The sequence below is a fragment of the Diaphorobacter oryzae DSM 22780 genome (assembly GCF_059568935.1).
Genome location: NZ_JCANUL010000014.1, coordinates 40,823 through 53,187, shown reverse-complemented (window position 1 = coordinate 53,187; position 12,365 = coordinate 40,823). Strand labels below are relative to the sequence as shown.

Below are 12,365 nucleotides of genomic sequence, written 5' to 3'. Positions count from 1 at the left end.
CACCATGTCCGTCGTCAATCCATTTGGAAAACTGTTCAACCGTAAACCAGCAGAGCCGGACGCCGATCTGAATCAGTCGGACGTGGGGCAGGATCCGCTGGCGGCTGGCATGTTGCCCGAGTCATACCAGGCAGATGGCATGAACAGCGTGCAGGGAGATCCCGGCGCGGTGTCGCAGTACGGCGAGGCCGAGTTCGGCGAGGAGGATCTGGTGGCCCTGCCCCTGCTGGGCAGGGCAAGCACTGCGACCCACCAGCGCCGCCTGCTGATGCTGCTGGGCGTTGGATTGGTGGTGCTGGCGCTGATTGCCGGCTGGGTGCTGCAGCAGGCCAACCGCTCTGCGCAGCAGCTGGCTGCCACGGGGCAGTCGCTGATGCAGTCACAGCGCTTGGCGAAGTCGGTTTCACAGGCACTGGTGGGCAGTCCGCAGGCCTTTCCGGACGTGGTGGAGAGCTCGGGGGTGCTGGCGCGCAACGTGCGCGCACTCAACAGCGGTGACGGTGAGCTGGATGTGCAGGCGCTGGGCGAGCCCTTCAAGCCGGAACTGGAAGCCATAACGCCGCTGGTGGAGCGTGCGGAGCGCAACGCCGGCGTGGTGATGGGGCAGCAAAAGATCCTGACCCAGGTCGGGGACGCCTTGCGCACTATCAACCGCCAATCCTCCGATCTGCTGGAAATCGCGGAAACGGTTTCGTCCCTCAAGCTGCAGCAGGGTGCGCCCGCCGCTGACATTTCTGCAGCGGGCCAGCTGGTGATGCTGACCCAGCGCATCGGCAAGTCGGCCAACGAATTTCAGACCACCGAGGGTGTGAGCCCCGAGGCGGTGTTTCTCTTGGGCAAGGACTTGAATTCTTTCAAGGAAATTGCCCAAGGCATGCTGGATGGCAGCACCGACTTGCGGCTGGCTGCCACGCGTGATGCGCAGACGCGCGAGCAATTGGAAGCGCTGATCAAGCTCTATGAGCAGACGCGTACGCAGGCAGGCGCCATTTTGGGCAACCTGCAGGGCCTAGTGTCCGCGCGTGAGGCACAGTCGGCCATCATTGCCGACAGCGAGCCATTGCGCCGCCAGCTGGAAGGTTTGCAGGTCAAGCTTTCCGCGCAGTCCGGCATGGGCGCGGGCCAGTTCGCGGCCCTGGCGGTCGCCGGCATTTTCGTGCTCCTGTGCGGCGTGGGTATCTCTCGCGTGCAGCTGCTGGACAGCCGCAGCCGGCAGGTGGCTGCCGAGGCGCTGCAGCGTGACGCCAAGCGCCAGGAGCAGGAGGCCAAGCGCGTCAATGACGCCAATCAGGCCGCCATTTTGCGACTCATGAACGAACTGCAATCGGTGGCCGAGGGTGACTTGACGCAGGAAGCCACGGTGACCGAGGACATCACGGGCGCCATTGCCGACTCCGTGAACTACACGGTGGAAGAGCTGCGTCAGCTGGTGGGTAGCGTGCAGAACACGGCGACCCGCGTGGCGCAAACCACCGCACAGGTGGACAGCACCTCCACGGAGCTGCTTGCAGCCTCCACGGAGCAGCTGCGAGAGATCCGTGAAACCGGCCGTTCGGTGCTGGACATGGCCACACGCATTAACGAGGTTTCTTCCCAGGCGCAGGAATCGGCCTCGGTGGCTCGCCAATCGCTGCAGGCTGCCGACCAGGGCCTGCAGGCCGTGCAGAACGCCATTGGCGGTATGAACGCCATTCGCGACCAGATTCAGGATACGTCCAAGCGAATCAAGCGTCTGGGCGAGTCGTCCCAGGAGATTGGTGAAATCACCGAGCTGATTTCGGACATTACCGAGCAGACCAACGTGCTGGCCCTGAATGCGGCCATCCAGGCCGCGTCCGCCGGTGAAGCCGGCCGTGGCTTCTCGGTGGTGGCTGAAGAAGTGCAGCGCTTGGCCGAACGTTCCGCCGACGCCACACGCCAGATCTCGGCGCTGGTGAAGGCCATTCAGACCGATACGCAGGACGCCGTGGCCGCCATGGAGCGCTCCACGCAGGGTGTGGTGGAAGGTGCGCGGCTCTCCGACAGCGCAGGTACCGCTCTGACCGAGATCGACCGCGTGTCGCGCCGACTGGCCGACCTGATTGAGCAGATTTCCTCCTCCGCTTCGCGCGAGGCGGAACTGGCCAACGGTGTGGCCGACAACATCCAGCACATTTTTGCGGTGACGGAGCAGACGGGAGAAGGTACCCGCACGACGGCGCAGCAGGTGCGCGAGCTGTCCCATGTGGCAGAGGAACTGCGGCAATCGGTGGCGCGATTCAAGATCGCTTGACGCTTATCCCATCAACGAACTACCCCGGATCCGCCGGGGACGAACCCATGCCATCTATTGACGCCGCAAACGCATCGGGTGCCGATTGGGCCCAGGGCGAGCAGGACCTCGGGCCCCTCGCGTGGGTGCTCGACGAGTTGCGCAAATCCTTGGACGGAGCCGTCAAGGCCATGCGTCGCTTTGTGCGCGATGCCGAGATTGCCCGTGAGTCTGATCTGGCCTCCCTGGATGCCGGTCCCTTGCGCATCGCGCGCCAGCAATTGCACCAGGCCAGCGGTGCCCTGGAGATGGTGGGCCTGGCTCCGCCGGCTCTGGTGCTGCGCGCCATGGAGACGGCCGTGCAGCGGTTCGTGCAGCGTCCGGAGCTGTGCAGCGATGACGCGGCAGGCGTTATCGAGCGTGCCAGTTTTGCGCTGATTGAATATCTGGAGCAGGTGCTGGCTGGCAAGGCCGTGTCCCCCGTGGCATTGTTTCCGCAGTACCGGGAGGCCCAGGCGCTGGCGGGCGCAGACCGTGTTCATCCGGCGGATCTGTGGCCGGTGGAGCGTCGTTTTCGCGAGCCGGATCTGCCTGCGACCGTGGAACCGTTGTCCTATGGGGCCGAGGCGCGTGCGCGCCTGGACAGCGCTGTGCTGCGCATCGTCAAGAATGCCGACCCGGCAGCGGCCGCGGACATGCAGGCGACCTGCTTGGGGTTTGCCGCGGCCCAGGCGGATCGTCAGACGCGCGCGTTCTGGAAAATCTGCGCAGGTTTCTTCGAGGCCCTGGCACAGGGGGCGCTGAAGCCCGACGTGTACGCCAAGCGGGCGGCGTCGCGCGTACTGATGCAGTATGCAACCTTGGCCAAGGGTGAGGGCGCGATTGGCGACCGCCTTGTGCAGGACTTGCTTTTCTTCTGTGCGCAGGCCGCGGTGCCTGACGCGGGCATGGCGGGCGCTGAGACATCGGCGCTGCGGGCCGTTCGGCAGGCTTTCGGGCTGGAGCGCCACAAGCCGGTGAACTATGACCAACCCCGCTTTGGCCTGTTTGATCCCGCTGTTCTGGCGCAAGCGCGCAAGCGTATCGCTGCGGCCACGGAGACATGGTCGGCGCTGGCCGGTGGTGATCGCAACAAGCTCAAGCCGGCGGCGGACCAGTTCAGCCTGGTGTGCGATTCGCTGCGCAAGCTCCACCCCGACAGCGAAAGCCTGGCACAGGCACTGACGCGTGCCGTGGAGAGCACGACGCGCTCCGGTGAGCCGCCCTCGCCAGCACTTGCGATGGAGGTGGCGACCTCCGTGTTGTACCTGCAGGCCTCCTTCGAGGAGCTGGACGCAGCGCAGCAATATATGGCGGAACGCGCGGCGCGTCTGGCCGAGCGCCTCGATGGCGTGGCGGCGGGTGGGGAGTCGCAGCCGCTGGAGCAATGGATGGAGGAGCTGTACCGCCGGGTCAGCGACCATCAGACCATGGGCAGCGTCGTGGGCGAACTGCGGGCCACGTTGGCGGAAGCAGAAAAGTCCATGGACCAGTTCTTCCGCAATCCCGAGGACCTGGCGGCTCTTGGCTCCGTTCCTGGCAGCCTGCAGCAAATGCGTGGCGTGCTGTCGGTGCTGGGGCTTGATCAGGCTTCGCTGGCCGTGGTGCGCATGCGCGATACGGTCGAGCGGCTGCTGATCAACGACGTTCCGGCGGAAGAGCGTCAGCAGGTTTTCGAGAAGCTCGGCAGCAGCCTGGGGGCGCTGGGCTTCCTGATCGACATGCTGAGTTACCAGCGCACCATGGCACGCAAGCTCTTCGTCTACGACGAGGAGTTGGGCGAGTTGCGGATTCTGATGGGCCGTGCCCGGCCTGCAGCCTCCGACAGCACCGAGGATTCCGGTGCCGCCTTGATGGAGCCGGGTGTCGGGCAAGAAGTGCCCGAACTCACCTTTCCGGATGCGCCTGAACCCACCCCTGCGGCAGTCGCCGAGGCGCCGCCGCCGGAGTTGCTGGCCGATATTGATTTTTCTCTCGATGTGGGAGGAGCAGCGCCAGCGGAGGCAGAACCGCAGCCCGAGTCCATGCAGGCCGTGCCTGCTGCGGTCCCATCGTCGGCGATGCCCGAGGATGAGGGCGAGGGTGAGCTTCTGGATATCTTCCTGGAAGAGGCCCGTGAGGTGGTCGCGACCGGCCTGGCCGCCATCGGCATGCTGCACGCCGAGCCTGGCGACCTGAGCGAACAGACCACGCTGCGCCGAGCGTTCCATACGCTCAAGGGCAGTTCGCGCATGGTGGGCCTGAACGAGTTCGGCGAGGCCGCATGGTCCATGGAGCAGACGCTCAATGCATGGCTGGCCGAACAGAAGCCCATGAAGGCGCCCCTGTTGCAGCTGTCCACGGAAGCGCTCCAGGCCTTTGGACGATGGGCGGATGATATTGCCGCCGGTGCGGCAGATCATTGGGAGGCGCAGGCTTTCCGTGTTGCGGCCGATGCCATGCGCATGGAGGGCACACCGGTGCCCTTGGCTGTGCCGGGCATGGCGCAGCCGGCGTTGCCGGCGACCCTGGCCGAGGAGGATGCTACGGTCGAGAGCGCCGTCGCCCTCGACTTGCCAGAGCTTGCCGCGCTGGACTCCCTTCCTCTGGTGTCAGTGCCGGAAACGTTCGACGAGGTCGCGCCGCAGGTGGCAGCAGAGCCCGCGGACGCTGCAGCGCCCTTCGACTTCGACCTGGTTCTGCCGGATGTCGACGATCCGCTGGAGGACTTTGCAGATACCTCTATCGACGAGGAGGAAGAGGCCGGAGCCGATGCCGCGGAGCCCATGGCGTTTCCAGAAACGGAGATGGCGGAGGAGGTCGACTTCGCGTTGTTCGAACAGGTGGTGGAAGCCGCGGCCGCCCCTGCGGCCGATGCTCCTGCCGCCTCTGCCCTGGCTGTTCCAGCGGAGGATGTGCCGGAACCACAGCCGCAGTCCGAGGATGCCTTCTTTATCGGGATGGCGGACGCCGCACCCGAGTTCATTCTCGAGTCTGACGACCCGGCGCCGGCATCCATGCCCGATGCTGCACTGCCGCCCGTTGGCGCCGGTGAAAGCGAAGATGCTGTCCTGGCGGACGAAGCGGTCAAGGTCATTGAGCACCTGCGCATCGGCATACCGTTGTACAACGTGTATCTCAACGAGGCCGATGAGTGGTCGCGCCGTCTGGTCACTTCGCTGCAGGAGTGGTCGCTGGAGCTGCACCACCCGTTGCCTGACACGTCCGTGGCACTGGCCCACTCGCTGGCGGGCAGTTCGGCCACCGTGGGGTTCACGGCCCTTTCAGAGATGGCACGCATGCTGGAGCACACGCTGCAGCATGTCCAATTGCTGCCACAGGGGCTGCCCGAGCATGCCCAGGTCTTCAATGCAGCGGCCGACGACATTCGCCGCCTGCTGCACCAGTTCGCAGCGGGCTTCCTCAAGGAGCCGAATCCCCAGGTGCTGGATCAGCTGCATGAGATTCTGCAGACCGAGGTGACCAGCGGCATGCTGCCGCTGGGTGGCCCGGAGTTCGATGAAGCGGAGGTCGTGGCTGTCGCAGAGGTGGACGATGAGCCGGTCATCCCCGGGATGTCTGGCCAGGAGATGGCGGCGTCTCAGGTGGTGCGGGACGAAGTGCCCGTTTCAGCACCGCTGGAGTCGGAGCTGACAGCCGACCGCGACCTGGAGATCGATGCGGCCATTGCCCATGCCGTGGCATCGGTGGATATCGACGATGACATCGATGCGCTCGACGTCATTGACCCGGACTTGTTCCCCATCTTCGAGGAAGAGGCGGTGGAGCTGCTGCCCACTTTGGGGGCGGCGTTGCGCCAATGGTCGGCGCGTCCGGAGAATCTGGGGGCCCGCAGCGAGCTGCTGCGTGCGCTCCATACGCTGAAGGGGAGTGCGCGCCTGGCCGGTGCGATGCGGCTTGGCGAAATGGCCCACCGCATGGAAACGGCCGTGGAGCAGATCGACACGGAAACCGTCGGGACCGGAGATATCGAGCCCCTGCTCGCCAGCTTCGACGCGCTTCAGGCCGGCTTCGATGCGCTGCGCACCATTGGCGCGCAGCCCTTGTCCGAGCCGGTGGCCGTTCACCCGGCGACACCGGAGGTGGCGCAGAAAGCCTCCGTGGACGCTGCGCCGGCGCAGGTCGCGGCGCCAGCCGTGCTGCGCGCACCCATCGGCACGTCGCTGTCGCCGGCGCGTGTGGCGGGGGGGCAGTCGGTACGCGTGCGGTCGCAGCTGCTGGATCGGCTGGTGAACCAGGCGGGCGAGGTGATGATCGCGCGTTCGCGCCTGGACGTGCGCATGTCGCAGCTGCGCGGTTCGTTGACCGACCTGTCGGGCAACCTGGAACGTCTGCGTCAGCAGTTGCGGGATATCGAGGTGCAGGCCGAATCGCAGATGCAGTCGCGCCTGGCCTTGTCCAAGGATTCCACGGCCGGTTTCGACCCGCTGGAGTTCGACCGCTTCACCCGCGTCCAGGAGCTGACCCGCATGATGGCGGAGTCGGTGAACGACGTGGCAACGGTGCAGCGCAACATGCAGCGCGCCATGGAGGGCGCGGAAGACGACCTGATTGCCCAGGGGCGGCAGGCGCGGGAGCTGCAGCGGGACCTGCTGCGCACCCGTATGGTGGAGTTCGAGGGGATTTCCGAGCGTCTCTACGCCGTGGTGCGCCAGGCGTCGAAGGAAACCGGCAAGCAGATCAAGCTCGACATTTCCGGCGGCTCCATCGAAATGGACCGCGGGGTGTTGGACCGCATGACGCCGGCCTTTGAGCACCTGCTGCGCAACTGCGTGGGGCATGGCATCGAGGAGCCCGAGGCGCGCGTGGCCGCCGGCAAGTCGGCGATGGGCCATATCACCATTGGCCTGCGGCACGAAGGGAACGACGTGTCGGTCGAATTCCGCGATGACGGCACCGGCTTGAACATCCCCCGCATCCGGGCCAAGGCCGTGGCCCAGGGCCTGATTGCCGAGGATGCGCAGCTGAGCAGCGCCGAGGCCGCCAACCTGGTGTTCATGCCGGGCTTCACCACGGCGGCCGAGGTCACGGGCCTGTCGGGCCGCGGCATCGGCATGGACGTGGTGCGCTCCGAGGTCAATGCCCTCGGTGGACGCATCGAGACCACGACCGAAGCGGGCAAGGGCACGGCCTTCCGCATGGTGTTGCCGCTCACGACCGCCGTGACGCAGGTGGTGATGCTGCGTGCCGGCCATTTGACCATCGGCGTTCCTGCCAACCTGGTGCAGATCGTGCGCCGCGGTACCGGTGCGGAACTGGATGCCGCCTACGCCAGCCACAGGTTCTCCGACGGACAGGAAGACCTGCCCTTCTATTGGGCCGGGGCCCTGCTCCAGTCGTCGGCGCGCAGTACCGAGGTGGCGGGCAAGAGCCGGCCGGTGGTGATTCTGCGCAGCGCTTCGCAGCGCATCGCGATGCACGTGGATGAAGTGCTGGGCAACCAGGAAGTGGTGGTGAAGAACCTGGGACCGCAGCTGGCGCGCCTGCCCGGCCTGGCGGGCATGTCCGTGCTCGCTTCCGGCGCCGTGGTGCTGATCTACAACCCCGTGGCCCTGGCGACGGTGTACGGCGACCAGGTGCGCAGCACCACGTTTGCCCCCGCCGCGCAGGATTCCGTACCGGCTGCCGCGCCCGGTGGCGAGGGCGTGCCCGCGGCATCGCTGATGCCGCCGGTCAACCAGGTGCCCCTGGTCCTGGTGGTGGACGACTCCATCACCGTGCGCCGCGTGACGCAGCGCCTGCTGCAGCGCGAAGGCTACCGCGTGGCCCTGGCGGCCGACGGCCTGCAGGCGCTGGAGCGGCTGCAGGAGGAGCGGCCCACCGTCGTGCTGTCGGACATCGAAATGCCGCGCATGGACGGGTTCGACCTGGCGCGCAACATCCGCGCGGATGCGGCATTGCGCGACCTGCCAATCATCATGATCACCTCGCGCATCGCGCAAAAGCACCGCGATCACGCGATGGAGCTGGGCGTGAACCACTATCTGGGCAAGCCGTACTCCGACGAGGAGCTCATGAGCCTGGTGCAGCATTACGCGCGGCTGACCGCCGAGGCGGAAAACGCCTGAGGGCGGCGGGTGCACTCCGACACAGGCCCGGCCGGCTGACTGCCCGCCGGGCCTTTGTTTTCGGCGGTGCCCCCCGGTCCCACGGGCCCGGGCGGGCATCGGCTTGGCCGTAGAATCGGCCCATGCCCCCCGATTCCGCGCCCATGAACCTGACGCACCACTTCCTGATTGCCATGCCGGGCATGGAAGATGCATCTTTTTCGCGCAGCGTGGTGTATTTGTGCGAGCACAGCGAGCGTGGCGCATTGGGCCTGATCATCAACAAGCCTACCGACATCAGCCTGGAAGGCTTGTTCGAGAAGGTGGACCTGCCCCTGGGGCGCGCGGATCTCACGCACCAGCCCGTGTTCCAGGGCGGTCCGGTGCAGACCGAACGCGGCTTCGTGCTGCATGAGGCCATGCGCGGCGTGTCCGAGGGTGAGGACGAATCACCCTATGCCTCCACCATGACCATTCCCGGCGGGCTGGAGATGACCACTTCCAAGGACGTGCTGGAGGCGCTGGCACATGGCGCCGGGCCGCGGCGCGTGCTGGTGACCCTGGGCTATTCGGCCTGGGGCGAGGGCCAGCTGGAGTCCGAACTGGGCGAAAACAGCTGGCTGACGGTGGGCGCAGACATCTCGGTCATCTTCGAAACCCCCGTGGACGAGCGCTACGACCGCGCGCTGGGGTTGCTGGGCCTGCAGGCGTGGATGCTGTCGCCCGAAGCGGGGCATGCATGAGCGGCCAGCCTGCTGCTTCCGCCGTTCCCGCGCACTTCCAATCCTTTCTGGCCTTCGACTTCGGACTCAAGCGCACCGGTGTCGCCGTCGGTACGCGCATGCTGCGCACGGCCACGCCGCAGGGAACCATACGTGCCGAGGGCGACGCGCGCTTTGCCCAGGTGGCCGAGCGCATCCGCGAATGGCAGCCCGACGCCCTGGTGGTGGGGGTGCCCTGCCATCCGGACGGGGCGCCGCACGAGAACACGGCCCGCGCGCTGAAGTTTGCGCGCCAGCTGCGCGGGCGCTTCGGCCTGCAGGTCTTCGAGGTGGACGAGCGCTACAGCACCACCGAGGCCCTGGCCGAGGGCGCGAGCGATGCCGATGCGGCGTCGGCCTGCATCATCCTGGAACAGTTTTTGAGGAATCTGCCATGAGTTCTGCTTCTTCCGCGGCGCCGGGCGCCGCGCGCCAGGGCCACCTGACGCTGGATGCCGAGGCGCTCTACGCCGAGCTGCTGCGCGGCGTGCGTGCGCTGCGCGGCCCCCAGACCTATCTGGCGGGCATCGCCTCGGGCGGTGCCTGGCTGGCCGAACGCCTGCACAAGGACCTGGGCCTGCCCGGCGCGGCGGGCGTGCTGTCGTCCGCCATGCACCGCGACGATTTCTCGCAGCGCGGCCTGGCCGCCAGCGCCCAGACCACGCTGCCGTTCGACGTGAACGGCGCCGACATCCTGGTGCTGGACGACGTGCTCTACACCGGCCGCACCATCCGCGCCGTGCTCAACGAGCTGTTCGACTACGGCCGTCCGGCCTGCGTGCGCCTGGCGGTGTTGGTGGACCGCGGCGGGCGCGAGCTGCCCGTGGCCGCCGAGTTTGCCGCGGCGCGCGTGGCGCTGCCGGCCACGCAATCGCTGTCGCTGGCCCGCACCGAGGGCGGCGCATTCCATTTCGACGTCAAAGAGGTCTGACGGTGCTGTACAAGCGCAACCCCCAACTCAACAAGAACGGCGAGCTGATCCACCTGCTGTCGATCGAGGGCCTGCCCAAGGACATCGTCACGCATATCCTGGACACCGCGGCCAACTTCACGAGCGTCAACGACCGCGAGGTCAAGAAGGTGCCCCTGCTGCGCGGCAAGAGCGTGTTCAACCTGTTTTTCGAGAACAGCACGCGCACGCGCACCACGTTCGAGATCGCGGCCAAGCGCCTGTCGGCCGACGTGTTCAACCTCGACATCGCGCGCAGCTCCACCGCCAAGGGCGAGACGCTGCTGGATACCATCGACAACCTGTCGGCCATGGCGGCCGACATCTTCGTCGTGCGCCACAGCGAATCGGGCGCGCCCTACCTCATCGCCCAGCATGTGGCCCCGCATGTGCATGTGGTCAACGCCGGCGACGGCCGCCACGCGCACCCCACGCAGGGCCTGCTGGACATGTACACCATCCGGCACTACAAGAAGGACTTCTCCAACCTGACGGTGGCCATCGTCGGCGACGTGCTGCACTCGCGCGTGGCGCGCTCGGACATCCACGCGCTGACCACGCTGGGCGCGGCCGAGGTGCGCGTGGTCGGCCCGCGCACCCTGGTGCCTTCCGACATGGCGCAGATGGGCGTGCGCGTGTTCCACAGCCTGGAAGAGGGCATCAAGGGCTGCGACGTGGTCATCACGCTGCGCCTGCAAAACGAGCGCATGAGCGGCGCGCTGCTGCCCTCGAGCCAGGAATATTTCAAGAGCTTCGGCCTCACGCCCGAAAAGCTGCAGCTGGCCAAGCCCGACGCCATCGTCATGCACCCCGGCCCGATCAACCGCGGCGTGGAGATCGACTCCGCCGTGGTCGACGGCCCGCAGGCCGTGATCCTGCCGCAGGTCACCTTCGGCATCGCGGTGCGTATGGCCGTCATGTCCATCGTGGCCGGGAACGAGGCTTGAATACTATTATTTTCATAGCTGCTTGCGCTTATCCAGTAAGTGTTTGCGGCCAATTTGGCTTGAAACCATGAAAATACTCATCCAGAACGGCCGGGTGATCGACCCCGCCAGCGGCCTCGACAAGCGGTGCAACGTGGCCCTCGCGGCGGGCCGCATCATCGCCGTGGACCGCGAGCCCAAGGACTTCGCGCCCAACCGCGTGATCGATGCCAGCGGCTGCCTGGTGCTGCCGGGCCTGGTGGACCTGGCCGCGCGCCTGCGCGAGCCCGGCCACGAGCACGAAGGCATGCTCGAATCCGAGATGGCCGCCGCCGTTGCGGGCGGCGTGACCAGCCTGGTCTGCCCGCCCGACACCGACCCCGTGCTCGACGAGCCCGGCCTGGTGGAGATGCTCAAGTTCCGCGCCGAGAAGCTGCACCAGGCGCGGCTGTTCCCCCTGGGCGCGCTCACGCGCAACCTGGCCGGCGAGGTGCTCACCGAGATGGCCGAACTCACCGAGTCCGGCTGCGTGGGCTTCAGCCAGGCCGACGTGCCCCTGATCAGCACCCAGGTGCTGCAGCGCGCGCTGCAGTACGCCGCCACCTACGGCTACACCGTGTGGCTGCGCCCGCAGGAACTGCACCTGGGCAAGGGCGTGGCCGCCAGCGGGCCGCTGGCCACGCGCCTGGGCCTGTCGGGCATCCCCGTGGCGGCCGAGACGATTGCGCTGCACACCATCTTCGAGCTGCTCAAGACCACGGGCGCGCGCGTGCACCTGTGCCGCCTGTCCAGCGCCGCGGGCGTGGACCTGGTGCGCCAGGCCAAGGCCGCGGGCCTGCAGGTGAGTTGCGATGTGAGCATCAACTCGCTCATGTTCACCGATGCCGACATCGGCTACTTCGACAGCCGCGCGCGCCTCACGCCGCCGCTACGCCAGCAGCGCGACCGCGACGCGCTGGCCGCGGCGCTGGCCGACGGTACCATCGACGCGCTGGTGTCCGACCACACACCCGTTGATGAGGACGCCAAGACCCTGCCCTTCGCCGAGGCCGAGCCCGGCGCCACGGGGCTGGAGCTGCTGCTGTCGGTGGCCCTGAAATGGTCGCGGGACGCTGGCGTGCCGCTGTCCCGCGCACTGGCCGTGGTCACGGCCGAGCCGGCGCGCGTGCTGGGTGCGTCGCTGGGCACGTTGCAGGCCAGCGTGGGGCGCATTGTCGAGGGCGGCGTGGGCGACCTGTGCGTGCTGGACCCGGACACCGACTGGACGGTGGGGGCCGAAGCGCTGGCCAGCCAGGGCCGGCACACGCCCTTCCTGTCCTATGAGCTGCCGGGGCGAGTGCGCTGCACGCTGGTGGGCGGCCAGCTGGCGTTCGAGCGCGACTGAACGGACGC

7 protein-coding genes are annotated in these 12,365 nt (G+C 67.2%); all 7 read left to right on the top strand.

Annotated elements, in window-relative coordinates; genetic code table 11:
* The first annotated feature begins 4 nt into the window (after positions 1–4).
* The 7 genes from BP68_RS17275 to BP68_RS17245 all read left to right on the top strand — a co-directional run bounded on the left by BP68_RS17275 (position 5) and on the right by BP68_RS17245 (position 12,357).
* A complete protein-coding gene (locus BP68_RS17275; RefSeq protein ID WP_496374049.1) occupies positions 5–2,272 on the top strand; it encodes a methyl-accepting chemotaxis protein in 2,268 nt (755 codons plus the stop codon).
* 47 nt (positions 2,273–2,319) lie between these two features.
* Positions 2,320–8,358 carry a hybrid sensor histidine kinase/response regulator gene (locus BP68_RS17270; protein ID WP_496374046.1) on the top strand — a complete coding sequence of 2,013 codons (6,039 nt, stop codon included), beginning with the start codon at positions 2,320–2,322 and terminating at the stop codon, positions 8,356–8,358.
* Between the two features lie 122 nt (positions 8,359–8,480).
* A complete protein-coding gene (locus tag BP68_RS17265; protein WP_496374044.1) occupies positions 8,481–9,080 on the top strand; it encodes a YqgE/AlgH family protein in 600 nt (199 codons plus the stop codon).
* Positions 9,077–9,496, top strand: a complete 420-nt coding sequence (gene ruvX / locus BP68_RS17260; RefSeq protein WP_496374042.1) for a Holliday junction resolvase RuvX — start codon at positions 9,077–9,079, stop codon at positions 9,494–9,496. Before BP68_RS17265 ends, ruvX begins: the two co-directional genes overlap by 4 nt.
* Positions 9,493–10,029 (top strand): bifunctional pyr operon transcriptional regulator/uracil phosphoribosyltransferase PyrR, encoded by a 537-nt coding sequence (pyrR, locus tag BP68_RS17255; RefSeq protein WP_496374040.1) that lies wholly within the window; start codon positions 9,493–9,495, stop codon positions 10,027–10,029. The genes ruvX and pyrR overlap by 4 nt, the downstream gene beginning before the upstream one ends.
* A gap of 2 nt (positions 10,030–10,031) precedes the next feature.
* Positions 10,032–10,994 carry an aspartate carbamoyltransferase catalytic subunit gene (locus BP68_RS17250; protein WP_496374038.1) on the top strand — a complete coding sequence of 321 codons (963 nt, stop codon included), beginning with the start codon at positions 10,032–10,034 and terminating at the stop codon, positions 10,992–10,994.
* A gap of 67 nt (positions 10,995–11,061) precedes the next feature.
* Positions 11,062–12,357 (top strand): dihydroorotase, encoded by a 1,296-nt coding sequence (locus BP68_RS17245; protein ID WP_496374036.1) that lies wholly within the window; start codon positions 11,062–11,064, stop codon positions 12,355–12,357.
* The last annotated feature ends 8 nt before the right edge of the window (positions 12,358–12,365 follow it).

Bases quoted from the DNA above. Each gene is read 5' to 3' on its own strand.
- BP68_RS17275 (WP_496374049.1), top strand. From the start codon at position 5: ATGTCCGTCGTCAATCCATTTGGAAAACTGTTCAACCGTAAACCAGCA.
- BP68_RS17270 (WP_496374046.1), top strand. From the start codon at position 2,320: ATGCCATCTATTGACGCCGCAAACGCATCGGGTGCCGATTGGGCCCAG.
- BP68_RS17265 (WP_496374044.1), top strand. From the start codon at position 8,481: ATGCCCCCCGATTCCGCGCCCATGAACCTGACGCACCACTTCCTGATT.
- ruvX (WP_496374042.1), top strand. From the start codon at position 9,077: ATGAGCGGCCAGCCTGCTGCTTCCGCCGTTCCCGCGCACTTCCAATCC.
- pyrR (WP_496374040.1), top strand. From the start codon at position 9,493: ATGAGTTCTGCTTCTTCCGCGGCGCCGGGCGCCGCGCGCCAGGGCCAC.
- BP68_RS17245 (WP_496374036.1), top strand. From the start codon at position 11,062: ATGAAAATACTCATCCAGAACGGCCGGGTGATCGACCCCGCCAGCGGC.